The following is a 25,110-nucleotide window of genomic DNA, read 5'->3' on the forward strand; positions in this document are numbered from 1 at the left end:
ATTAATATATAGTTCATATACTATAGTTTTCTTATTGTTACGATCATGCTAAGATCAACACAATGGTGGGATTGGTAGGACTCGAACCTACGGCCAATTCGTTATGAGCGAACTGCTCTAACCGACTGAGCTACAATCCCTTTTATCAATATTTATAATACACACAAAAGCAAATTTGTCTATTAGCTTATTTCACTATCAACCCAACTTAGCAGATCATTTGTTGCACCAATTTTGCGTGCAATTTCCTTACCATCTTGAAATATAATCAAAGTAGGTATAGATTGAACCCCATACTTACTTGGCACTTCAGTTTCTCCATCTATATCGAATTTGCAGATCTTAATCTTGCCTTTTCTGTCTTTAGCCAATTGTTCGATACGTGGCATTAGACTTTTACATGGACCACACCATTCTGCCCAAAAGTCTATCAGAACAAACCCTTTATAGTCAGTGACTTCAGATTTGAAATTTTGATCATTTACCGATGTAATATCATCACTCATAAAATACCTAAATTTTTGTAAAATATAGCGTATCTATTAGCAGTTAATCAACTAAATTCTTACCGCAGAGCCTGAAAAATTGCCCCAAAGTGTTTTGCACAAGCAAAAAACTTCTCATAAACTATTACATCTGGTGGTTAAAGATATCCACGTTTTCCCACCCCATTAAATCCAACTCAATACGAGTAGGAAGAAATTCAAAACACTTTTGGGCCAATTCTTTTCTACTTTCACGTTCCAACATTAAATCTAGCTTTTCCTTTATCTTATGGAGATACAAAACATCAGATGCAGCATAACTTTTTTGTTTGTCTGTCAAATTTTCATTTCCCCAATCAGAAGATTGCTGTTGCTTATTTAGTTTGGTATCAAGCAGCTCTAAGCATAACTCTTTTAAGCTATGATTATCTGTGTAAGTGCGAACTAAACGTGAAGCTATTTTTGTGCAATAGCACGGAAGTGCCCAAGTTTCCAAGTAATAACGTATTATGCTTACATCAAATCGCGCGAAGTGAAATATTTTAGTTATATTTTTATCCTCTAATATTTTTCTCAAATTTGGCGCTGTATAATCGTTCTTGAGTTGAACTAAGTGAGCGTTGCCATCATTAAAAGAGAGCTGCACAAGGCATAATCTATCTCTGCTATGAAGTAGCCCCATTGCCTCGGTATCAACAGCTATAGACCTTACATCATCTGGTATTGAACTAGCTGGCAAGTCGTCTTTATATAAAAATATTCCCATAAAGCTTTGTGGAATAATTAAAAACTTATGATAATCAAAAATGAGCCTTAAGTATACGAAAAGATCATAGAAGGAACCACGCAAATTTATGGGCTCTCACATTTTTTATGTACACGGGGTTTACAAATCGCTGTATATGCCTATAATTAAGTAAATTTAGGTTAATTTAATTGCGGGAGTAGCTCAGTTGGTAGAGCGCAACCTTGCCAAGGTTGAGGTCGAGGGTTCGAACCCCTTCTCCCGCTCTTTACTTTCAAAATCATTTCGTCAAAACTTGCTTGACACCCTTCGCCAGTCCCCTTATCATGAAACTGAAGCTATTTATTTATCTTCGCAATCTGTGCAGGTTAATGACAAAAAACTTAGGGTATTTGGCGTCTCATGTTTAATTTTTCGCACTACGTGCATCGCATGTCTTTAAAAATTTTTAGGTTTTTACCTATATAAGCCGAAACGCTCTTACAAAGCGTTTAAGACAGCAAAAAACGTCAAATTGACAAGGGAGAATTTGAATGCTAGCTACTACGGGGTTTCTTTGCCTTTTTTCCTGCTTAGTAAATTTCTTAAACACTTGCGGTGTAGGTTAGTTGCAAGTTAAAAGCAGCTAAATCGCTCTTAATCAAGCGTTTTAGAATAAAAAAACGCCGATATTTTAGCACATAGTAAATAGCCAACCACCACGGAGCTTTTTTTGCCTTTTTTTCACTTGGTAAATTTCTTAAACATTTGTAGCTAAACGACAACCGTCATCCCGCTGCTTGTTAGCGGCTAAGGGATACCGCGAATGAATCGCGGTATGAACGCGAATTCTGGATTAAAGGAGAATAGAAAAGGCAGAAAACAGGGTAAACTCAGCAGTTATAAAAAAATAGATGAGGTTACCCATGGAAGATATAACAAAACTGTTTTGTTTGGTCGATGATTTTTGCAGAGATATAGAGAAAAATTTTGCAGGCAAACTACTGCCAAATGGTAAAAAACCCACAAGAACAACGGAAATTGAGCACTCTGAAATCATGACAATAATCCTGCTATATCAACAATCTCCGTGTAAAAATTTCAAAACTTTCTATCTACATTACCTAACGTTGCTCTACAAATCAGAGTTTCCAAAGTTGCCTTCATATACCAGGTTTGTTGCTCTAAAGCCTAGGGTTTTGTGGCATTTAGCAATGTTGTTGCATTGGCTTTGTGGACAGTCAGAAAACACTGGAATTTCATATATAGACACAACTCCCATTGCAGTTTGTCATGCAAAAAGAATATCCAAAAACAAAGTTTTTGCTGGAATTGCAAAATTAAGCAAGAGTACTTACGGCTGGTTTTTTGGTTTCAAATTACATATGGTAATCAATGAAAATGGTGAAATTCATGCACTTACGCTAACAAAAGGCAATGTTGATGATAGGATACCTGTGCCAAATTTGACGGAAAAATTAACCGGCCTTTTGTTTGGTGACAAAGGTTATATTGCAAAAGAGCTTTTTCAGAAGCTGTTTGACCGAGGTTTGAAACTTGTTACCAAGGTGAAAAAAGGTATGAAAAATACATTAATTTCGCTAAATGAGAAGATTTTACTGAGAAAAAGGTCTATCATTGAGACTGTTTTTGGTTACCTAAAAAATAGACTAGAAATTGAACACACTCGCCATAGATCCCCTGTTGATTTCTTGGTTCATATCTTTTCTACTCTCATCTCCTATTCCATCAAATCCAAAAAGCCTTCTATTTCCTATACTTCCTTCCTTAATCCAGAATTTGCGTTTATAGGGTGTCATCCCAGTGCATGACACTGGGATGACACCATTCTTTTTCCTGGATCCAAGTAGTCAGGGCACTGGGATGACAGCTACCCTGACAATCGTCATCCCGCTGCTTGTTAGCGGATAACGCGGCGGTATGACGTAGAAGTTATACTTTTATGCTTACCAACTTAATAAAATTCCTGGATTCCAGTGTCAGCTACTTTCATGACACCAACAGTTGATATTGGTTTGTTGCTTTGCTAGCCAACTACTAGCTATGCCTCAAGTTTCCTATTCAAAATTTTCAATATCAAATCCAATTCATTTGGATTATCATACCGTATCATAACTTTACCCTTAGAATTGTTGTCATTAATTTTGATCTTTAAACCAAGTTGAGAAGATATAGCGCCTTCTATTACTGTCATATCTTGATTTCTAGTACATCTCTGCTCTTTTTGATTGTTGTTTTGATGTAGGTCCTTTATCAGTTTTTCAGTTTGTCTAACGCTTAAGCCCTGAGAAACTATTTTTTCTGCAATACTTTCCGCATTTTCAACATTAATCAACGCTCTTGCATGACCCATAGACAATTTTTTCTCATTGATCATTGTTTTCACCCTATCAGGGAGCAACAACATCCGAATCATATTGGTTATGTGGCTGCGGCTTTTGCCTATAGCTGAAGCTAATTCCTCATGTGTATAGAAAAACTCATCTATCAGTTTTCTGTAAGCTTCACCTTCCTCTATTGGATTAATATCTTGCCTTTGTATGTTTTCAATAATGGATACTTCCAAGCATTCCTTGTCGCTCAGATCTTTTATGATAACCGGTGCACTATCAAGATTTGCAATCTTGCTTGCTCGCCAACGACGTTCTCCAGCTATTATTTCATAACCATCATCATTTGAATCTTTGCGTACCACGATAGGCTGTATAATGCCACTTTTCTTTATCGAATTTGCAAGTTCTCTTAATGACTCCTCGTCAAAATGTTTCCTCGGTTGAAATTTGCTTGGGTGCAGTAATGAAATAGGCAAATGCTCTTGTCGATCTTCTTTATTATCATAATTATCGCCTATGAGGCCGGCAAGACCTCTGCCTAGGCGTCTATCATCCTTCATACTACGCCCTCGCTTACTAGTTTCTTCTCCTTACAACTGCTCGCGTGCTTTTTTAAAATTTCCCTTGCCAAACTTATATATGCTTGTGCACCAGGACACTTAAGATCATACACAATAGCGGGTTTTCCATGAGAAGGCGCTTCTGATAACCGTACGTTACGTGGAATAACAGTCTCATACAATGGGATGATAGTTTTGTATACTTTATCATTTAAATACTGGCAAATATCGTTTTTAATCTGTTCACTGAGTTTGTTGCGCCTGTCATACATTGTTAACACTATCCCTTCTATTGCCAAAAAAGGGTTTAGGTTATTTCTTTTTATCAGCTCTACAGTTTTAACTAAATGGCTTAATCCCTCCAAAGCAAAAAATTCACACTGAAGAGGGACAATAATAGAATTAGCAGCAGTCAAAGCATTTATGGTTAGAAGCCCAAGTGATGGAGGCAATCGATGATTATATACTCATAATTATCGCGTATCTTCTCTAATGCGCTTTTTAGCACAAATTTTCCTCGCTCAAGTTGCGATAATTCAATTTCTGCAGCTGATAAATCAACTACTGACGAAATTAGTGATAAATTTGGAATTTCCTTTATATTGAAAATTGCCGATTCTATCAATTTATTTTCGCTGCTTAGTAGTATTTTGTATATATTTTTTTCTTCCCTACTACGATAAGAAATCCCGAGCCCGGTGCTAGCATTTCCTTGAGGATCAAGATCTACCAATAAAGTGCTTTTTCCCACAGCAGCAAAGGCTGTCGATAAATTTATACTAGTTGTGGTTTTGCCAACTCCACCCTTTTGATTTACTATTGCAATAATCTTGCTCACGCCTTTTATCTTATGTATAAAATAATTCTATTGTATATATGCAAGAAACTTTTGCATTAGAAAATTTTTTTGTTGTTAACCACACTAAAATTAGACTGTCTTTTTTGCTTTGTGTAACACACTTTGAACCTTGTTTCCTAATTCATTCAGAGTGAATGGTTTTGGCAAAAAGTGAAAATCTTCTATATTGATGTCATCACTCTTTAAAAAAGCATCTTCTGCATACCCAGAAATAAAAATAACGTTGATATTTGGCCTATGGATCAATGCTTCTTTAACTATTTCTGGGCCGCTCACCTCTGGCATGATTACATCAGTGATTATAAGATCTATGTGTTGACTTTTTTTACTGATTATTTCTAGCGCCTCGCCGCCTATGCTTGCTTCTATTACATCAAATCCTTTCCTTTTTAGTGCTTTAGCAATGAATTCCCTTACTGAATCTTCATCTTCAATCAATAAAATTATACCATTACCTTTAATTTCACTTACTACCGGTCTTTCTATTTCTTCACTATCTTCCTCTCTCAGATTTTCATCTGATATGTAAACCATGGGCAAAAATATGCTAAATTTAGTTCCATGATTTACTTTGCTAGCAACATAGATGTATCCTTCAGTTTGTTTAATAATGCCATATACAGTAGAGAGGCCAAGACCTGTACCAGAGGTAATATCTTTGGTAGAAAAAAATGGGTCAAATACCTTTCCAATTGTATCACTTGTCATTCCACATCCAGTATCAATTACTTCAATCACAACATAATTTCCATGTTCGATCGTTTCCTTGTCTGGAGAAAACATATCCTGAGATGTAGAATTTAATGAGTCAATCTTTTGATTAAAGGTTCGTATAGTTAATTCCCCGCCCTTTTCCATAGCAGCACTAGCATTGACTGCTAAGTTAAGTATAACTTGCTCTAATTGTCCTTGATCAGCCCTAACAGCACCCAAGTCTCTACCATAATAAATGTTAAATTTTATATTTTCACCTATTAATCTTTTTATCATTTCATAAAGATTAGCTATAGTTCTATTTACATCAATAATTTTTGGCTGCAAGGTCTGTCTTCTTGAAAAAGCAAGCAATTGTCTTACTAAATTTGATCCACGCTTTGCATTTTGCTGTATCTGTATTATATCTCCAAAAGATGGATCACCAGCTGAATGCTGGAGTAAAAGCAAATCGCAAAATCCTATTATCCCAGTCAATATATTGTTGAAATCATGCGCAATACCACCTGCTAACTGCCCTATAGCTTGCATCTTTTGATAATGCTCAAGCTTTATCTCTAGGTTTTTGTGTTCAGTATTGTCAATAAAATAACAAAGTATGAAGATCATTTTATTATGAAGAAACTTATTGAAATATATTTTTATGTTATTACCGCCGTTGAGCTGTACATCAAAAGACGCATTATTTATTCTATTACTCGAAAAATATTCACGTATTTTCACATGATAACTATCCAATATCAACGTAAAGATTGAATTATTATCTGACCCTGCAAGCTTTATTAGTGCCGTATTTTTCTTTACAAAGTTGCCGTTTATGTCACATTGTGCAATAGCAATTGATGAATTTGCAAAACAAGGGTGTAATTGATAATCAACAATATTTGATTCGGTTGGTGTTATAAAGCCATATATATAGCTATGGTTGTATTTATCACAAAATATAGCAGTGCTCATATAAGCCTTGAATGGAATACCACTTATAGTAAAAAACAAAATTTCATTATCGGTTGTTGTATTGTTATATTTAGATTGAGATACAAAATCACTGATTGAGCTACCTTTTTCCAGTTTTTTCAGTTCAAATATGTCTAAAAATCTTTTATTTACAGATAAAATCACCCCTTTGGCATTTGCAATGTAAGTTCCTATACTGTGTTTTTCTATTAACTCTTCATATATCTGCTCCTTGTTTATCTGTGTTGCTTTTAACACAAAATACCCATCTGGCCTTGCTATTGGCACTAATGATAAATTTAAAATCTTATTACTATTTATAGCAATTTGGGGATTATCTGGTATCGGCTCAAAGAGCAAAAGAAAGTTAGATACTCTATTCTTCTTGTTTAAGGAAATGCATACCTGTACAGAAGAGTTATTTTTTAGTGCATGATAGAGTACTTTTTTGTCTGCTTCTGAAACATCTCCTATTTCAAGAATCTTGTCTAACGTAATGTCATCATCTATATGATCTTTAAACCTTTCGTAGAACCTTGCATCAGCATAAATAACACCCTCATCTTTATGTAAAATAAGGCAAAATTCTGTATTATGATTTAGTGCATTTGCAAATATTGCATTTTGAAATTCTATAGTATTAAGTAGGTATCTGTAGCGTTTTACATTATATATCATAAAGAGAGTTGTTAGAATGCTAACTAATAAATTAATCTCTATATTAATATGCTGACTATATATATCAAAAAAGTAGAGTATCGATATTGCTACTGGAGGTAAGAGCATAATAACTGCCATCACAACAATTGACATTCCATAATTTCTTAGTATGAAATCAACCCTGTTCTCTTTTTTGTTATCTATGTATCTTTTATTCATTATTGTTACTTGGCATTGTTGTACATACGAAAATGTTCTATTATATTGATTTAATTATTATAGATTTATTAACGTCTTTGATAGATAATTATCATCCAAATCTAATTAAGTTCCTTAAATATCAGATATAACAATGTTAATAAGCTAGCAAGAGGATATTATGGAAAAACAAAAAACACAAGCATTTAAATGGTTCTGTGCACTAAGAGATAAGATTATAGAATCTTTCTTATTAATTGAAAAACAATCATCCGCAGAGCCAAAGATCGAAAAGAGAAAGTGGGATCGCCCAGGTGGTGGAGGTGGTGAATCTACAATTATTTTTGGTAATGTTTTTGAAAAAGTTGGAGTAAACGTTTCAAAAGTACACGGAAAATTTGCAGATTCAGCCATTAATGAGATTCCTGGTGCAAGTGAAAGTAACGGAGAGTTTTGGGCAAGCGGTATATCTTTAGTGTCTCATATGCAATCGCCCCTTATCCCTGCAGCACATATGAACACAAGGCTGATATATACTTCAAAACAATGGTTTGGTGGAGGAATGGATTTTACGCCGATATATAGAAATGAAGAAGATTGCAAGTATATTCATGAATCAATCAAAATGACATGTGATAGATTTGATACCGGATATTATCCAAAATTTAAAGAGCAATGTGACAATTATTTTTTCTTACAACACAGAAAAGAGCCACGTGGCATTGGTGGTATTTTCTATGATAATCTGAGTTCTGGCAACTGGGAAAACGATTTTGAGTTCACAAAAGCAGTAGGTGAAGCCTTTTTGGAAATTTATTTGCACATCATACGTAAACATATACAAAAATCTTGGACAAAAGAACAACGAGAAAATCAATTAATAAAACGTGGCAGATATGTAGAATTCAATCTGTTATACGATCGTGGCACAAGGTTTGGTTTAATGACTGACGGCAATCCAGATGCAATTATGATGTCAATGCCACCACTTGTTAAGTGGTTATAGAGAGCTGCTATTAGTAGAAAATAAATCATCATAGTTTAAAATTGTACCATGATAGTGAGCTTTTATATAGGGGGTATAATCATGGGCATAATAGATAATTTTTTAATTAAATCTGTCAAAAACAATAACATAAAAAATGTTAAATTTGCTCTAAGTCTCTACGATATACTAAATAGTTTTAGAAAATTCTTTTCAAAAACTATGTCTTTCAAGAATACAGGATCATTTGATATAAATAATAATCAAGCTTTAAATCAGGCTTTAGGACGTACTACAGATCACAAAATAATGGAATTGCTGATTAATCGTGGAGCTGATATCCACTCAATAGATGAGAATGGAAAGAATGTTATAATTCGTGTTATTGAGAGTTTAGCAGAATCAAAAAATCTAAAATTGGATAGTGAGAAAAACTTACCAGCAGAGATAATTCTTCACCCCACAGTTTCCTTTTTACTAGGAAAAGGCGCAGAGTATTATTCTACAGATGATTTGAGTGTTGAAGCTATACAACAAAAACCTCCTAGAACCTCTGAATATGAGCCAATAACTATGTACGCTGAGGTGAACAACAATGTAATACCACCTCAAAAACCTTCTAGAACTTTTGAGTATAAGCCAAAGAGCACTAATTATGATGCTTTGCCTTCAAAAGAGCCAATTTACGCTGAGGTGTATGATGCTAAGGTTAGTAACTCATTAGGGGAGAATGGTTATTTGAGTGTATCAGAAGAATCTATTTACGCTGAAATATATGATTCACATAAAAAATCCACTGAAAATTTATCATTGGAAGATAGTGGTTATTTGAGTATATCAGAAGAACCTATCTATGAAACTATAGATAATTTTTCAGAACAAAAAAAGCCTACTAGCCTAAAACAGAAAGAGCCAGAACAATCGTCAGAACCTATTTATGCTAGGGTAGATTTGTCCAAGAAAAGAGCAGAAAGAAAAGCAAAAGACATAAAAGCTAATTCTGGAACTTGCCATGGGTTAGTGCAAGATAAAGTGAATGATTGGCAAGTGAAGCTAAATGAGCTAAGTGCTAATAACGCGAATTCTGGATTAAAGGAGAATAGAAAAGGCAGAAAACAGGGTAAACTCAGCAGTTATAAAAAAATAGATGAGGTTACCCATGGAAGATATAACAAAACTGTTTTGTTTGGTCGATGATTTTTGCAGAGATATAGAGAAAAATTTTGCAGGCAAACTACTGCCAAATGGTAAAAAACCCACAAGAACAACGGAAATTGAGCACTCTGAAATCATGACAATAATCCTGCTATATCAACAATCTCCGTGTAAAAATTTCAAAACTTTCTATCTACATTACCTAACGTTGCTCTACAAATCAGAGTTTCCAAAGTTGCCTTCATATACCAGGTTTGTTGCTCTAAAGCCTAGGGTTTTGTGGCATTTAGCAATGTTGTTGCATTGGCTTTGTGGACAGTCAGAAAACACTGGAATTTCATATATAGACACAACTCCCATTGCAGTTTGTCATGCAAAAAGAATATCCAAAAACAAAGTTTTTGCTGGAATTGCAAAATTAAGCAAGAGTACTTACGGCTGGTTTTTTGGTTTCAAATTACATATGGTAATCAATGAAAATGGTGAAATTCATGCACTTACGCTAACAAAAGACAATGTTGATGATAGGATACCTGTGCCAAATTTGACGGAAAAATTAACCGGCCTTTTGTTTGGTGACAAAGGTTATATTGCAAAAGAGCTTTTTCAGAAGCTGTTTGACCGAGGTTTGAAACTTGTTACCAAGGTGAAAAAAGGTATGAAAAATACATTAATTTCGCTAAATGAGAAGATTTTACTGAGAAAAAGGTCTATGTTACCTAAAAAATAGACTAGAAATTGAACACACTCGCCATAGATCCCCTGTTGATTTCTTGGTTCATATCTTTTCTACTCTCATCTCCTATTCCATCAAATCCAAAAAGCCTTCTATTTCCTATACTTCCTTCCTTAATCCAGAATTCGCGTTTAGTATAGTGCTTCAGTGGAATGGAAGTCAATACACCACTTTGCTTTTGTCCTTGTCCAATGTGATTCCGGAATATAGCTGTATAGAACTTCAGCTATACCCTATATTTTACATATCAAATTAATTACTTATATTTTTTCACTAAGATATAAATTGCATCAACATGAAAATTCACGCTTTTTTAGTAGAGATCACCTTATGCTTGATATTTGAAGAGTTAATAAATTATAGGTTAGAATCATGGCAATCAATCAACAAATAAATAAAAATATAACTAAAGAAGAATACTTCAACAATAACGGCAAGGGGTTTAATTCACCACATGTTATAGAAGTTGAAGATTTAAATATTAAAGTAGAAGTTTATTCTCACAATTTAAGAGCAAGTAAAGTTGCTAACATTGAAAGTGAGATAAGAGAAACAGCTACTAATTTTAAAGATGCATTTAAGTTGGAGCCTGGCAGTTCAGAACAAACATTTAAAATTTACATGTTTGATGACAAGGATGATTACACTCACCTTGGCGGAAGCGAGCGTTTCAGTTCTTACCTTGGAGACGAAGGTGGTAAATGTTACTACAAAGGGAAAGCTGACGTTTTTGCTGAAATGTACGTCTACCAGCAAGGTGGCGTTCATAACCTTCAGCATGAATTTGCACATGGTTTAACTTACTTGGCTACAGGAGGCAAATCTTTACCTACAGTATTAATGGAAGGAATTGCAGACTACTTTGAGCATCATTCAGATCATAAATTCAATTCTCAAGGATCAAGTATCGACAAAACTGAAGCTGCAAATTTGGATTTAGATAAAATTTTAAGTTTAGAATACTCAAAGGACAGCGAAGCAAATAGCTTGGTTTATAAAACAGGTCATGCGTTGATAATGTACTTACAGGAAAAGACCCTAGTTTACTAAGAGACTACCTAGATGCTTTACGTCAAGGTGACTCACATAAGTCAGAAAGTTTCTTGAAAGGCATAAAAGGGCATGATGTTGACTTCAAAAGTTGGCTTGCTGAGAATGATACAGAAACTGCAATGGAACACCTTAACGCTTTGCAAGTTATAAAAGGAGATTTTATAGCAACTGGTCAAGAAATAGTGGGTGGAGAAATTAAAAATGTATCCTACTATAAAGCAAATATAGAAAAAATAGATGGAGAAAACGTTGGAAGTTTTTCTCCTGTAGAACACGTTGCGTTTTATGATGTTGCTCGTGCTATAAATAGAGCAACAAATGATACACTTGATATATCAAAGGAATATCATTTCCTTAAGGTAGTAAAAACTTCCGATGGACAGGATAAACTAACTTACTCTGACCAACAAGGTAATGAATATCAAAACAGTCAAGAGTATAAAATGCAAGCTTTGAGGATGCTATCAAAGTATGATGAAAGTTTAGAGAAAACCTATAATGAGGGATTAAAAAATCTGGATGAGCAGAAGCAAATGGAATATCCAAGATAAGTAGAGAATATCGCGAAGGAAAGATTTCTTACAAAGAATATTTAGACAAACATCACTCAATTCCTTCTAAATATCAGGAATTAAAAAGTACCTTACTTGATAAAACCATAAACACTGGCTTAGAACAAGTAAAAGCGACTAAGAACATCGATGTAGAAAAGATGTTAGAAGAGATGATCAATATCGATTCAAACTTGATAAGAGGTACAAATCATATTGATCTACAAGAAGGTAAGATTCTTCCTATGCAAGCTCATGGTCAAGGAGATATGGGTGCACTGTCTATATATGACGGAAATACAAAGCTTGGAGAGTTATTGAGCGAATCAGGATTTTTTAAGCAAGTTGAAGGCCAAACTAAAGAAACTTTCATTTTTGAGGATATATTGCACAACTTAAATACCCAATATGATGGTGGTGCTTACATGGCAGTTACAAAAGAAAATGGTCATTATAAAGCTTCCCTAATAGATGGCAGAACAGTTGAACGTGATGAATACTTTGATGAGGCGCATTTACATGAAAATGAATTGTTGCATCCTAGCACTGGACACATCCAAAAAGATTTAGATTCTCTGCTCCTTAGAGGTACCAAAATTTTGAATCATCAGGATTCAGAGCATGCCCAATATTCTGATGAGCAAAAGGCAAATGGAGTAATTGTAGAAAAAGGAAAACTACTGGATAATAAGGGAACCGACAGGACAGACGACGATGTACACGAAGCGGTTGTAAAACAAGGAGGCGAAAATTTACATACATTCAAAAATATGGGCTTTTATATTACCGAAAAAGGTGATCTATTTATTCATGACCATGGAGCAAACGTAAGGTTTCAACTACCACAAAGTATTACTCATCTAAAATTAGTGGAAAAAGAAGGAACATATAAGCTTGTTCCGGTGACGAAAGATGGAAATGAACATCCAATAGGTATGCCAAATATATCAGATGAATATAGATACATAGATCCAATATTTGCACATGAATATGAAAAGAGAGATTATTCCCATAAACATGTAAATGTGGGCCTTATAAACTTAGAGAAATATGGCTCTGGCAAACTTTTTGCTATAAAGTACGACCCAAATGATTATCACATACAAAGAAACTCCAGCAGTGAAATAGTTAGAATAAAAGATCAAACATATTTCACTAAAGTAAAATTGTTTGATGGTGATGAAGAAATTGGAATGTTGTCTAATAACTTTCACAATTTCAAAGGGAAAATATTCTTTTCTGCTGACTACAACTACAGTTATAACGATTTCCTAGCATCTGTTTCTCCTCAAGTTGAAATTGAAGATATGGGAAATGGAAGTAAAAAAATAACTTTTGATCAAGGCAGTGGCGATATCGGTGATACTAATAGAGGCTACACGGACTATCAGAGAATATTTACAAAAGAGAAACAAACCGAAAGTCAAAAGGGGCAAGTAAGTGAAACTAAGACAGAAGTTCATAGTACTACTAATGTTGTTGCACAAGCTGCTGAAGAGAAAACTGCATCAAACGACAATAGTGAAATGCAGTCTGATCAGCCACAAATTCCAACAAGGGCAAAAAGGTCAGCTTCAGTGGAGGAGAAAGAGCAGGAACAGGTAGTATTAAAAGACACAATTCTCAAAATAGAAAAGAGCTACGAGCAGGACTCAGAAGGGAAGCATAAGGCAAATGTAACGATAAATTATAATGATGTGAAAGCCTTGTATGATAGAGCGGAAGGAGCAGAAAAGCAATCTGTGTTAGATTTTTGGAACAAACTGCACACATCAGATTATAAGGTTGGTGCTTTGCCGGAAGACAAATACTATTTTGAAAAAGGCAAATTCGTAATCCACGATAGTGATACGAAAAAGCTTATAGTGTTACCTGAAGATAAGGTGTCCATCAAGATAATGAAGGATGGTGATAGTTATAGTTTAGCTATATCAAGTGATAATGGCAAAGTAATAAGCAGCATTAGTAAAATAGATAATCCAAATTACGAATTGCTGTCAGATTCAAGTCATTTCAATTTAGGGGAGCAAAATAATATTGTATTATCAGATCAACATCACGAATATAATCTTTATCTAGAGAATGGTTTTGTGAAAATGTTCGATTGCACAAGCGATCACATTTATCACGACCACAACTCGGCCTATATCTAATACATACAAGGAGGGCAGTGCCCTCTTCTTGTCATTCCAGTGTCAAGCACTGCCGTCTTGGATGGAAACCAGCGTCACGCCCTGGAATGACAGGGTTTGTCATCCGAGTAGCCCCTTCGGTGTCATCCCAGTGCCCAGACACTGGGATCCAGAAAACTTAACTTTAAATAAGTGGCTGCATAATAAAGGCTGGATTCCAGACTGGAATGACATCATCTGCTACACACTTGAATGACAAGAGAAGAATTCTGAAACAACAAGTTTCAAGGAAATCTTATGTAAAATCTAGCATTAACAAAAATTATACTATTTTCATGCATGCTATGGTTTTTGTAATTAATGAAGTGTGATATGCCAGCTAGTTTAAAATTTGAAAGTGCTGCAGGAACAGCAGCAGCAACTCTGACAGAAGTCAAACTTGTAACTTTGACAGATAATACGGGTAATGAATATACTTTGGATATAACCACAAATGATCTCAAAGTGGGATATACACCAAATGGTGGTCAAATAACAGAGCACAAAATAACTGGTCTATCAACAGCTCTGGGAAGTTTACTTAGTACAAAAGATAATAATGAATCAGTTCTAGTAGATACATTAGGAAACTTTCTTGATAGCCCAGATAAAGCAAAGTATGATGGTCAAAATAACCAAACAGTAAAGGAGTTCTTAGTAGGTAAAGGGCTAAAAGGAGATAAAGGGGATACTGGTCCTAAAGGAGCAGATGGTAAAGATGGAGCTCAAGGGCTAAAAGGAGATAAAGGGGATACTGGTCTTAAAGGAGCAGATGGAACAAGTCCATCAGCTGCTGAAATAGCTGCTGAGAAAGCCTTACAAGAGTATGTAACAAAGATAAGCATAGAAAGTCCAGAATTTAAAAGAGCTGTGCAAGAGGAAATGTCACAACCATCCTTTGACATTCCAACAAGTGATGATGCTGCACTTAATTGGACTTGGTAATCCAGCGCTAGATCCAAGTAGTCACGCTACTTGGATGACGTCATACGGTCCTCGGATGACGGAAAAAGGACTCGGATAACACCCTACAATGTCATTCCAGCGCGTGACGCTGGAATCCAGCCTTTTCATAATCATTAAAATGTTGTATTTTAACATAAAACGGCTACTTTTATGCTTACCAACTTAATAAAATTCCTGGATCCCAGTGTCTGGGCACTGGGATGACACCCTACTTACGCAAATTCTGGATTAAGGAAGGAAGTATAGGAAATAGAAGGCTTTTTGGATTTGATGGAATAGGAGATGAGAGTAGAAAAGATATGAACCAAGAAATCAACAGGGGATCTATGGCGAGTGTGTTCAATTTCTAGTCTATTTTTTAGGTAACCAAAAACAGTCTCAATGATAGACCTTTTTCTCAGTAAAATCTTCTCATTTAGCGAAATTAATGTATTTTTCATACCTTTTTTCACCTTGGTAACAAGTTTCAAACCTCGGTCAAACAGCTTCTGAAAAAGCTCTTTTGCAATATAACCTTTGTCACCAAACAAAAGGCCGGTTAATTTTTCCGTCAAATTTGGCACAGGTATCCTATCATCAACATTGCCTTTTGTTAGCGTAAGTGCATGAATTTCACCATTTTCATTGATTACCATATGTAATTTGAAACCAAAAAACCAGCCGTAAGTACTCTTGCTTAATTTTGCAATTCCAGCAAAAACTTTGTTTTTGGATATTCTTTTTGCATGACAAACTGCAATGGGAGTTGTGTCTATATATGAAATTCCAGTGTTTTCTGACTGTCCACAAAGCCAATGCAACAACATTGCTAAATGCCACAAAACCCTAGGCTTTAGAGCAACAAACCTGGTATATGAAGGCAACTTTGGAAACTCTGATTTGTAGAGCAACGTTAGGTAATGTAGATAGAAAGTTTTGAAATTTTTACACGGAGATTGTTGATATAGCAGGATTATTGTCATGATTTCAGAGTGCTCAATTTCCGTTGTTCTTGTGGGTTTTTTACCATTTGGCAGTAGTTTGCCTGCAAAATTTTTCTCTATATCTCTGCAAAAATCATCGACCAAACAAAACAGTTTTGTTATGTCTTCCATGGGTAACCTCATCTATTTTTTTATAATTGCTGAGTTTACCCTGTTTTCTGCCTTTTCTATTCTCCTTTAATCCAGAATTCGCGTTTTTTAAGTATACGCGCTAAAGTTAAAATCCGACCGGGACAGCCGCAATAAAGTAGATAAGCCTAAACGCCATCATGTCTTTAGGAGAGTTTACTAATGAAAGTTCTTAAGTTGACGCCATTGGCTGAACGGATACGATTTATTTCAGTGCATGAGCTGGTCCTTTTCGGATTTTAGCGCTGTGTACATAACTGCACGAACGTCTAGTTTAGGGGTAAGAAAAATTAGGGCCTGCAAATTAATCCAAACACATAAGTGTGGTGTTACCACCGAATGCTGTAGTGTTAACACTTACAACTTTTTCTGTAGAAAAACGCTGTAAATAATGAGGACCACCAGCTTTTGGCCCAGTGCCAGATAGTCCTCTACCACCAAATGGTTGTATTCCAACTGCTGCACCTATCTGGTTACGGTTGATGTAAACATTTCCAACTGATATTTTTTTGCTTATTAAATCGATCTGATTTTGTATACGGCTCTGCAAAGAAAATGTAAGCCCATATCCTGTATTGTTTATATCACTTATAACTTCATTTAATTGTGACTTGTTAAAACGTATGATATGTAAAATAGGACCAAATACTTCTTGCTTTAATTGCGAAATTTTTTGTATCTCATAAATATATGGAGGAAAGAAATAACCATTATGAGAATTTGTATCCATGGGTACTTTAAATAACAGATTTGAATCTCCGTCCTCTGACATTTTTTGCGTATGTTGAGTTAGCATATCGATAGATGCTTTGTCAATTATTGGACCAATATCAGTACTAAGTTGTATTGGGTCACCAATCTTGAGTTCTTGCGCTGCACCGCATATCATTTTTATCTGCTTCTCTGCTATGTCCTCTTGAATAAACAGCACTCTAAGTGCAGAACAGCGTTGGCCGGCGCTGTGAAACGCAGAAAGTACAACATCCATAGCCACTTGCTCTAAAAGAGCAGAGCTATCAACTATCATAGCATTGAGCCCTCCTGTTTCAGCAATAAGTGGTACGATAGGACCATCCCTATTTGCAAGCATTTTATTGATTATTTGAGCAGTTTGTGTTGAGCCAGTAAAAGCTACTCCGGCAATTCTATTGTCTGGAACTAATATTTTGCCTAAATATCCACCATCCCCAGGAATGAGGTGTAACACATTTTTTGGTATCCCAGCTTCGTGTAGTATCTTAACAGCTTCATAGGCAATAATCGGCGTTTGCTCTGCCGGTTTTGCCAGCACTGCATTACCTGCTGCAAGTGCAGCTGAAACCTGCCCAATGAAGATAGCAAGTGGAAAATTCCACGGTGATATACACAGGAAAACTCCCCTACCTTCAAAAAAGATGAAGTTATCTTCACCTGTTGGACCTGGCAATTTTTTCCAGTCGCTCAGTTCATTTTTTGCTATCGTTGCGTAGTAACGTAAGAAATCCACTGCCTCTCTTACTTCTGCTATTGCATCGGATAAAATTTTTCCTGCTTCCACAATCAGAATGTAAATTAACTCCTTCATCCTTTCCTCAAGCAAATCTGCAGCTTTTTCGAGGTATTTAGCGTGCTCTACTGCTGAAACATTCTGCCATTCAGTAAAAGCATTATGTGCTATTTCAAGAGCGTTTAAAGCTTGAACACTTGTTGTATTTGACACTTCTCCAATTACATTTTCTAAATGTGCAGGATTCACCACTTCAGTAAATTTGGCATCATCAAAAAGTGACTGTCCGTCAATTATTGGCCCAATTTGCCATTTTTTTTCACTAAAGCTCTTTATATCATCTGCAAATTGTGAGACTATCACCGAGTCACTAATATCCATTCCCAAAGAATTTTTTCTTTCTGGTCCCAAAATATCTTGTGGTAATGGAATGCCTGGATGAGATTCATAATTGAAACTTATAGCTTTTTCCAGTGGATCTGAAATTAACTCATCAATTTTAATGTTAGAATCATTTATTTGATTAACAAACGAACTATTAGCTCCATTTTCAAGAAGGCGTCTTATAAGATAAGGCAACAAGTCACTATGTTTACCAACTGGTGCGTAGACACGACAGCTAACATTTGTTGCAAGCTCTGACATTGCATAATCATATAAGTCTTTTGCCATGTCATGTAAACGTTGAAATTCAAATCCAGGATGATTTTTATCAGCAAGCTCCATGATAGAAGCAAAAGTATAGGCGTTATGAGTTCCAAAGCATGGGTAAAAGCTGTTTGGTTTACTCAAAAGTTTCTGTGCGCACGCGAGGTAAGATACGTCAGTATAGCTTTTTCTTGTAAATACTGAGTAATCATTTAATCCCAATTCTTGCGTACGCTTGATTTCTGAATCCCAATATGCACCTTTTACAAGTCTGACCATAATTTTATGATTTGATCGAATAGCAACATCCTCTACAAAGTCAAGAACAGACAAAGCACGTTTTTGATATGCTTGTACAGCCAAGCCGAGCCCTTCCCACTCAGAAAGTGATTCATCAAGCCGTAATTGTTCAAACAAGATTAAGGAAATTTCAAGCCTTTCTGTTTCTTCTGCATCTATGCATAATGAAATGTTGTATTTTTTTGCTTCATGACAAAGCTCTAGCAGTTTAGCTCTCAACTCTTCAGCTATATTATCGAATTGACCAAATTCATAACGTGGATGTAACGCAGACAATTTGATTGAAATTCCATGCGATTTAAAACAATCATTTATTTCAGTGGATTCACCTATAGCCTTTATTGAGTACATGTATGAATTAAAATACTCTTCTGCATCTTCAGCTGTGTGAGCAGCTTCGCCAAGCATATCAAAAGAGTATAAAAACTTACTATTGTCATCTAGTTTTGCATACCTTAAAGCTTCTTCTATGGTTTCTCCAACAACAAAATGATTACCAAGCATAGACATTGCTTGTTTTACTGCTTTGCGAATGATCGGTTCTCCTAAATTCTTAAGTAACTTAGAAATTGCGTAATAGAACTTCGAATCGCCTTCATTATCTCTCAATATACTGCTACCTATCATCAAGCTCCATGTGGAAGCATTGACAAATAACGAAGAAGAGTGCCCTAAATATTTATTCCATTCCTGATTGGCAATTTTATCTTTGATTATTTCGTCTATTGTATAATCATCTGGTATTCTAAGTAGCGATTCAGTAAGGCACATCAATGCTATTCCTTCATCATTGGAAAGCGAGTATTGCTGCATAAAGGAATCTACAATACTTAATTTATTGTGTTTGATTTTTTCAATAACTTGTTTTGCAATATTATAAATTCTACTTTTTGAATCGGCTGAAAGCTCTGCTTTTTCTACAAGATAACGTATATAACTCTTTTCATCAGTACGATAAAATCCTTGTAAACGTTTTCTCAATTCGTTAGGTTCTTGTATAGAGGTAATCATAATTATCTATAAAACACCCTTGCTATATGTAAGGTAAAATTATATCATAACTTCGCGTAGAATAAATTATTATTTATAAAAGGCTAGGGAAAATCCAAACATGAGCCGCAAGTGCAGTTTTGTGAGCCTTCTTTCGCTCTTCAATCTTTCTTGAAATTCCTGCCTTTCTGATAAAAATTTCCATACACGATATACGAAAATAAAGTTGTTGACTTTAGGGTAAAACTTAGTAGCATAAAATAAGAATTATATTTATAACTTAAAGTTTGTTGCGTTCGATGTACTACAAGCATTCTAATTTTATTATTACTTCTCTCATACTCATCGGCTAAAGCCGATACACATCTTCATAATTATTTTCATTGTTAAAATTTTTAAATAATCAATAAAGTGAGGTTCTTATGCTTGCTCTTAAACACAAATGTTTGCCATTTTTTATGTAGTTTTTTTCCATTATCTTTTTTTGCATATCAGTTTATCTTACGTCTTTGGCCTGGACTAATGATGCATCAGATCATGGATCAGTTTGCTATAGATGCTAGCCATTTTGGAATACTTGCAGCATTTTATTATTATGGTTATTCAGGAATGCAAATACCAGTTGCAATTTTACTAGATAGATTTGGTGCACGATATATTGTTTTTATGTCTGCTATGTTTTGTGGTATTGCTACTCTAATGTTTACATATACAGATAATTTCTACTTAGCAGCATTAAGTAGATTTTTGATAGGGGCATGCTCTGCAACTGGATTTTTAGGTGTTTCTAAAGTAGTTTCAGAATGGTTTCCTAAAGATCAATATACAAGGATGATAGGTTTTTCATTCACCTTGGGACTTATGGGTGCAATTTATGGAGGCAAACCTATAGGTTTATTAATAGAAAATCATGAATGGCAAAGTGTTGCCTTAACACTTGGGGTAGTATCAATAATAATTGGCTTTATAGTATACCTTGCTTTGCGTTCACCACAAAACACAAAAGTTATTGCTTCAGACGAGCAATGTAAAATGGGTAATTTGAAATCTATTCTTACTTCTCGACTGATCTGGTATTTGGCCCTTTCTAATTTTCTGATGGTAGGCTCATTGGAAGGATTTGCTGATGTTTGGGGAGTTGCATATTTAACGACCGCTTATAACTTAAACAAAGGTGATGCAGCAGGTATTATATCATTTATATTTTTCGGTATGCTTTTTGGTGGACCATTATTAGCTTTGGTCAGCAGAAAATTGGGTAACTATACTGTTATTGCAATGTGTGGACTTGGTATGGCATTGGCTTTTACATTATTATTAATGAGCAAAACATATAACACACTTGCACTATCCTGTCTCTTTTTCTTTGTAGGGATTACGTGCTGTTACCAAGTTATGGTGTTTGCTGTAAGTAGCGAATTAGTAGCAACAAAGAATTTAGGAATCGCTGTAGCATTTTTAAACAGTATAAATATGTTAGGTGGTTCATTTTTTCACACCGTGATAGGCAAAATCCTAGACTTATCTTGGTCTGGAACTTTAAGTGAAGATGGGGTTAAGTTGTATGATCTTTATGCTTATCAATATGCTCTTAGTACCATTCCAATTTGTGCTTGTTTAGGTAGTATAATAGTTTTGGTTATAAGTATGAAAGCAAAAAAAACTAACCAACAAATAGTTGGTTAGTTTTTTATACTCATCTCTGCAGAAATAAAGACAGTAACCTGACAGCAGAGAAGGATTTCAAATAAAAAAATAACGATTAAAAAATTATCAACACGAAATTGCGTGTTTACTTAAAACTTACAGACAATAAACTTTCAATACTGCTATACTCTTACTGCAATAACTTTAAAAGGATTGTACAAGTATGTAGCTTAACACTCCACCATCCATCAAGTATTTAACCTCAGTTGCAGTTTGTACACAGCATTTGAGTTGAATTGATTGTTCAGAACTATCCTTTCTTTTGATGATACATTCTAAATTTCCGCTTGGCACTATTTCACCTTTTATGCTTATTATCTCACTACCATCAAATATCTTTCTGGTTATTCCATTTTGGAATATAAGTGGAAGAACACCCATACCGACTAAGTTAGACCTATGTATACGCTCAAAGCTTTCTGCAATTACAACTTTAATCCCCAACAATAAAGTACCTTTTGCTGCCCAATCCCTACTTGAACCTGTGCCATACTCCTTTCCTGCCACAATGATGAGAGGAACATTACTTTCTTTGTAGCGCATTGCTGCATCAAAAATCGACATAGTTTCTTGAGAAGGAATATATTTTGTATAGCCGCCTTCGATGCTTACCATTTCATTTTTTATTCTAATGTTAGCAAAAGTCCCACGCATCATTACATTGTGGTTACCACGACGAGACCCATACGAATTAAAGTCCTGTGGCTCAATTCCAAGATTTTTTAAATATATACCTGCAGGACTACTTGAGGCAATATTTCCAGCAGGGGAAATGTGATCAGTGGTTACGCTATCGCCAAACATTGCCAATATTTGTGCACCTTTTATATCGATTTTATTATTTTTAGGTGATAAATTATCAAAATAGGGCGGATCTTGTATGTAAGTGCTGTTTGCATCCCAATTATAGATTTCACTTTTTTCACACTTTATCTTTTGCCAATGTATATCACCAGAAAAAACATCCTTATACTTTTGTATAAACATCTCACGTGTTACCACATTTTTAACACAATCTTCGATTTCATTGTTTGTTGGCCATATATCCTTGAGGTATACGTCACTTCCATTCTTATCTTTGCATATAGGATCTTTTGTCAGGTCAATTCGTACAGTGCCTGCAAGTGCATAAACAACAACAAGCGGCGGAGATGCCAAGTAATTATCTTTGACTAACGGATGAATTCTTCCTTCAAAGTTACGATTACCAGATAAAACTGCAGCAACAGTTAAATTTTTGTTTTTAATGCCATCTTCTATATCTTTATTAAGTGGACCAGAATTCCCAATGCAAGTTGTGCAACCATATCCAACTAGATTAAAACCCAAAGCATTTAGATCTACCTGCAATCCAGACTTTTCTAAATATTCTGTTACAACTTGTGACCCTGGAGCAAGAGAAGTTTTAACCCAAGGCTTTGATTTTAATCCAAGTTTAATTGCATTACGAGCTACAAGACCTGCAGCAATCATCACACTTGGATTTGAGGTATTAGTGCAGCTTGTTATTGCTGCAATAACTACACTTCCATCTTGGAGTTTATCGTTTTCCTTTGACTCATTAACTGAAAATGATTTAGAAAAAGACTCTGCCACTTGTGAAAGAAAAACTTTATCTTGTGGTCTTTTGGGACCAGCCATTACTGGTTCCACGCTCGATAAATCAAGTTCTAGTGCGTCAAAAAATGCTAACTCATTATTGCCACGCCACAATCCTTGCTCTTTCGCATAAGCCTCAACTAGCTTTTCTGACCTTCCGGTTAAGCTTAAATAATCTAGCGTTTTCTGATCAATTGGAAAAAATCCACAAGTTGCGCCATACTCCGGGGCCATGTTTGCTATAGTGGCTCTATCTGCCAAAGATAAATAATCTAAACCATCACCATAAAATTCTACAAACTTACCAACAACGCCTTTTGTTCTTAGGATATTGGTAACCGTCAGCACTAAATCAGTTGCAGTTACTCCTTCCGGCAGTCTGCCAGTTAATTTAAATCCAACTACTTCTGGAATCACCATACTAATTGGTTGACCAAGCATCACGGACTCGGCTTCTATGCCTCCAACACCCCAACCAAGGACTGATAATCCGTTAATCATTGTAGTATGACTGTCAGTACCAACTAAAGTGTCAGGATATATGACTCCATCATCATTACACACAACTTGCGCTAAATACTCAAGGTTTACTTGGTGGCAAATCCCTGTGCCAGGCGGCACTACTCTAAAATTTGTGAAGGACGATTCCCCCCACTTTAAAAATTGATATCTCTCCAAATTTCTTTTTACTTCTAGCTCAACATTCTTACTGAATGCGGAAACACTTCCATAACTATCTACTTGAACAGAATGGTCGATCACAAGATCAACGGGCACAGACGGATTTATGCTACTTGGATCACCTCCATTTTTCTTGACATAACTCCGCATTGAAGCTAAATCAACAACAGCAGGAACCCCTGTAAAATCTTGCATCAACACCCTTGCTGGTTTATAGCTAATTTCGTGATTAGTGTGTTTATTAACGCAGCCTGCTAGTACTCTTATATCATCCAGCCTTACGTTTACTCCATCTTCATTGCGCAATAAATTTTCAAGCAGCACCTTAAGTGAGCAGGGCAATTTAGTCACATCTATTCCTAAAAATTCACTAGCACTACTTAGGCTAAAATAGTTGTATGACTTCCCGTCAATGTTTAAAGTCGTTTTTGCGTTTAAAGAATTATTCATCCTGTGTAACCATTTTTAAGTAAAAAATCAACTAATGATGTCATTCCAGTGCGTGACACTGGAATCCAGCCTATTTCATCATAGACATTGTTTTTGACATATGTTCCTAGGATCCCCTGCAAATTGTATGACTTGCAAACACTTCTATACCTGGATCCCAGTGTCACGCACTGGGATGACAAGAATAATTTGCACCTGGATGACAAGGATGAAGTACATTTGGATGACAACTGAATATATAGATCACATTCAAAATTATTACGCATATTCTTCCGTATTTCAGACATTTCTTCTTTTGCCAACTAAGTAGTACAGCTATTTTTTAGCTATACTACAATATATTAGTTAAAATTGGAATTACTACCGTTACTTTTTTGTTGTTGACCTTGCTGCTCATACATAGTTTCAAAATCTATAGGATCTAGCATCAGTGGGGGAAATCCACCACTACTTGTAACTCTTGCAATTATTTCTCTTGCAAAAGGGAAAAGAAAAGTAGGTCCGCCAATAAACAAAGCTTGTCTTACCTCTTCCTCACTCAACTCTTTTAAATTTTCTATTGAAAAAATGCCACAATATTTCGTCTCACAAATGAAAGCTACGCCATCTTTTATGCCTTCATCTTTTACCGTTGCTTTGACTTCTATATGCAAAGTAATTTCATGGAAAGATTTTTCTTCATTCACTTCTTCTTTGTTTTTCGTCCCTTCTAATTTTGCTGAATTGATATTAACCATTACATTAATATCTGGAGCTTTGCTAGAAGAAAGGAATGGCGAATTCGGATTCTCAAACGATAGATCTTTAACATATTGACCGTGAATTCTCATTTTTTGTTGTGGCATTTCTTACGTCTCCTTTAATTAAGTTGAGATATTTAATACTTTCTTATATAATATATTCATTTACAAACGAATAGCAAACCTGATTATAAGTTGATATGAAAAACATATTTTCATTAATAATTAATAATGTTCGGATACTTTATATGCCAAGGAGTTAAGTTACT

15 protein-coding genes, 2 tRNA genes and 3 pseudogenes are annotated in these 25,110 nt (G+C 35.2%); 9 read left to right on the forward strand and 11 right to left on the reverse strand.

Annotated features, from left to right (window positions below):
• Window positions 1-63: 63 nt before the first annotated feature.
• From OPR17_RS05695 to OPR17_RS05705, 3 genes are all read right to left on the reverse strand, one after another.
• Window positions 64-140, reverse strand: a tRNA-Ile gene (locus OPR17_RS05695).
• 42 nt (window positions 141-182) lie between these two features.
• Window positions 183-506 (reverse strand): thioredoxin, encoded by a 324-nt coding sequence (trxA, locus tag OPR17_RS05700; RefSeq protein ID WP_065095178.1) that lies wholly within the window; start codon window positions 504-506, stop codon window positions 183-185.
• Between the two features lie 124 nt (window positions 507-630).
• Window positions 631-1,251, reverse strand: a complete 621-nt coding sequence (locus OPR17_RS05705; RefSeq protein WP_265021462.1) for a ribonuclease D — start codon at window positions 1,249-1,251, stop codon at window positions 631-633.
• Between the two features lie 172 nt (window positions 1,252-1,423).
• Here OPR17_RS05705 and OPR17_RS05710 point away from each other — a divergent pair.
• The 3 genes from OPR17_RS05710 (at window position 1,424) to OPR17_RS05720 (ending at window position 3,041) form a co-directional block, all read left to right on the forward strand.
• Window positions 1,424-1,496, forward strand: a tRNA-Gly gene (locus OPR17_RS05710).
• 539 nt (window positions 1,497-2,035) lie between these two features.
• Window positions 2,036-2,173 carry a hypothetical protein gene (locus OPR17_RS05715; protein WP_265021463.1) on the forward strand — a complete coding sequence of 46 codons (138 nt, stop codon included), beginning with the start codon at window positions 2,036-2,038 and terminating at the stop codon, window positions 2,171-2,173.
• A complete protein-coding gene (locus tag OPR17_RS05720; RefSeq protein WP_265021464.1) occupies window positions 2,136-3,041 on the forward strand; it encodes an IS982 family transposase in 906 nt (301 codons plus the stop codon). Before OPR17_RS05715 ends, OPR17_RS05720 begins: the two co-directional genes overlap by 38 nt.
• Window positions 3,042-3,271: 230 nt before the next feature.
• On the opposite strand, the gene OPR17_RS05725 is transcribed toward OPR17_RS05720, so the two are convergent.
• The 3 genes and pseudogenes from OPR17_RS05725 to OPR17_RS05735 form a co-directional block, all read right to left on the reverse strand.
• A complete protein-coding gene (locus OPR17_RS05725; RefSeq protein WP_265021465.1) occupies window positions 3,272-4,123 on the reverse strand; it encodes a ParB/RepB/Spo0J family partition protein in 852 nt (283 codons plus the stop codon).
• A pseudogene (locus tag OPR17_RS05730) lies at window positions 4,120-4,961 on the reverse strand (ParA family protein). The gene OPR17_RS05725 and the pseudogene OPR17_RS05730 overlap by 4 nt, the downstream one beginning before the upstream one ends.
• 90 nt (window positions 4,962-5,051) lie before the next feature.
• Complete coding sequence (locus OPR17_RS05735; RefSeq protein ID WP_265021466.1) at window positions 5,052-7,532, reverse strand: ATP-binding protein; 2,481 nt, start codon at window positions 7,530-7,532, stop codon at window positions 5,052-5,054.
• 160 nt (window positions 7,533-7,692) lie between these two features.
• Here OPR17_RS05735 and hemF point away from each other — a divergent pair, with 160 nt between their 5' ends.
• The 5 genes and pseudogenes from hemF (at window position 7,693) to OPR17_RS05775 (ending at window position 15,107) form a co-directional block, all read left to right on the forward strand.
• Window positions 7,693-8,517, forward strand: a complete 825-nt coding sequence (gene hemF, locus OPR17_RS05740; protein WP_265021467.1) for an oxygen-dependent coproporphyrinogen oxidase — start codon at window positions 7,693-7,695, stop codon at window positions 8,515-8,517.
• A gap of 81 nt (window positions 8,518-8,598) precedes the next feature.
• On the forward strand, window positions 8,599-9,693 hold the full coding sequence (locus OPR17_RS05745; protein ID WP_265021468.1) for an ankyrin repeat domain-containing protein: 1,095 nt from the start codon (window positions 8,599-8,601) through the stop codon (window positions 9,691-9,693).
• Window positions 9,656-10,502, forward strand: a pseudogene (locus OPR17_RS05750) (IS982 family transposase); the annotation flags it as partial. The gene OPR17_RS05745 and the pseudogene OPR17_RS05750, both read left to right, overlap by 38 nt.
• Window positions 10,503-10,759: 257 nt before the next feature.
• A pseudogene (locus tag OPR17_RS07485) lies at window positions 10,760-14,144 on the forward strand (peptidase M2).
• 351 nt (window positions 14,145-14,495) lie between these two features.
• Complete coding sequence (locus OPR17_RS05775; RefSeq protein ID WP_265021472.1) at window positions 14,496-15,107, forward strand: hypothetical protein; 612 nt, start codon at window positions 14,496-14,498, stop codon at window positions 15,105-15,107.
• A gap of 233 nt (window positions 15,108-15,340) precedes the next feature.
• On the opposite strand, the gene OPR17_RS05780 is transcribed toward OPR17_RS05775, so the two are convergent.
• Window positions 15,341-16,222, reverse strand: a complete 882-nt coding sequence (locus tag OPR17_RS05780) for an IS982 family transposase (RefSeq protein ID WP_265021320.1) — start codon at window positions 16,220-16,222, stop codon at window positions 15,341-15,343.
• 322 nt (window positions 16,223-16,544) lie between these two features.
• Window positions 16,545-19,685 carry a bifunctional proline dehydrogenase/L-glutamate gamma-semialdehyde dehydrogenase PutA gene (gene putA / locus OPR17_RS05785; RefSeq protein ID WP_265021473.1) on the reverse strand — a complete coding sequence of 1,047 codons (3,141 nt, stop codon included), beginning with the start codon at window positions 19,683-19,685 and terminating at the stop codon, window positions 16,545-16,547.
• A 516-nt stretch (window positions 19,686-20,201) separates the two neighbouring features.
• Here putA and OPR17_RS05790 point away from each other — a divergent pair.
• The gene (locus OPR17_RS05790) at window positions 20,202-21,350 is read left to right on the forward strand and encodes an MFS transporter (protein ID WP_265021474.1); all 1,149 of its coding nucleotides are present in this window, start codon (window positions 20,202-20,204) and stop codon (window positions 21,348-21,350) included.
• A gap of 165 nt (window positions 21,351-21,515) precedes the next feature.
• Here the strand turns inward: OPR17_RS05790 and acnA are convergent, their stop codons facing one another.
• The 3 genes from acnA to secB are packed head-to-tail and all read right to left on the reverse strand — an operon-like array spanning window position 21,516 to window position 24,946.
• Window positions 21,516-24,101, reverse strand: coding sequence for an aconitate hydratase AcnA (gene acnA / locus OPR17_RS05795; RefSeq protein ID WP_265021475.1), 2,586 nt, complete (start codon window positions 24,099-24,101; stop codon window positions 21,516-21,518).
• The gene (locus OPR17_RS05800; RefSeq protein WP_265021476.1) at window positions 24,098-24,403 is read right to left on the reverse strand and encodes a hypothetical protein; all 306 of its coding nucleotides are present in this window, start codon (window positions 24,401-24,403) and stop codon (window positions 24,098-24,100) included. Before OPR17_RS05800 ends, acnA begins: the two co-directional genes overlap by 4 nt.
• Window positions 24,404-24,442: 39 nt before the next feature.
• Window positions 24,443-24,946, reverse strand: coding sequence for a protein-export chaperone SecB (secB, locus tag OPR17_RS05805; RefSeq protein WP_006279761.1), 504 nt, complete (start codon window positions 24,944-24,946; stop codon window positions 24,443-24,445).
• Window positions 24,947-25,110 lie beyond the last annotated feature (164 nt).

The sequence above is a fragment of the Wolbachia endosymbiont (group A) of Icerya purchasi genome, from assembly GCF_947251635.1.
GTDB lineage: Bacteria > Pseudomonadota > Alphaproteobacteria > Rickettsiales > Anaplasmataceae > Wolbachia > Wolbachia pipientis.

Coding starts and splice junctions, on each gene's coding strand:
- trxA (WP_065095178.1), bottom strand. CDS start 506: ATGAGTGATGATATTACATCGGTAAATGATCAAAATTTCAAATCTGAA.
- OPR17_RS05705 (WP_265021462.1), bottom strand. CDS start 1,251: ATGGGAATATTTTTATATAAAGACGACTTGCCAGCTAGTTCAATACCA.
- OPR17_RS05715 (WP_265021463.1), top strand. CDS start 2,036: ATGAATCGCGGTATGAACGCGAATTCTGGATTAAAGGAGAATAGAAAA.
- OPR17_RS05720 (WP_265021464.1), top strand. CDS start 2,136: ATGGAAGATATAACAAAACTGTTTTGTTTGGTCGATGATTTTTGCAGA.
- OPR17_RS05725 (WP_265021465.1), bottom strand. CDS start 4,123: ATGAAGGATGATAGACGCCTAGGCAGAGGTCTTGCCGGCCTCATAGGC.
- OPR17_RS05735 (WP_265021466.1), bottom strand. CDS start 7,532: ATGAATAAAAGATACATAGATAACAAAAAAGAGAACAGGGTTGATTTC.
- hemF (WP_265021467.1), top strand. CDS start 7,693: ATGGAAAAACAAAAAACACAAGCATTTAAATGGTTCTGTGCACTAAGA.
- OPR17_RS05745 (WP_265021468.1), top strand. CDS start 8,599: ATGGGCATAATAGATAATTTTTTAATTAAATCTGTCAAAAACAATAAC.
- OPR17_RS05775 (WP_265021472.1), top strand. CDS start 14,496: ATGCCAGCTAGTTTAAAATTTGAAAGTGCTGCAGGAACAGCAGCAGCA.
- OPR17_RS05780 (WP_265021320.1), bottom strand. CDS start 16,222: ATGGAAGACATAACAAAACTGTTTTGTTTGGTCGATGATTTTTGCAGA.
- putA (WP_265021473.1), bottom strand. CDS start 19,685: ATGATTACCTCTATACAAGAACCTAACGAATTGAGAAAACGTTTACAA.
- OPR17_RS05790 (WP_265021474.1), top strand. CDS start 20,202: ATGGATCAGTTTGCTATAGATGCTAGCCATTTTGGAATACTTGCAGCA.
- acnA (WP_265021475.1), bottom strand. CDS start 24,101: ATGAATAATTCTTTAAACGCAAAAACGACTTTAAACATTGACGGGAAG.
- secB (WP_006279761.1), bottom strand. CDS start 24,946: ATGCCACAACAAAAAATGAGAATTCACGGTCAATATGTTAAAGATCTA.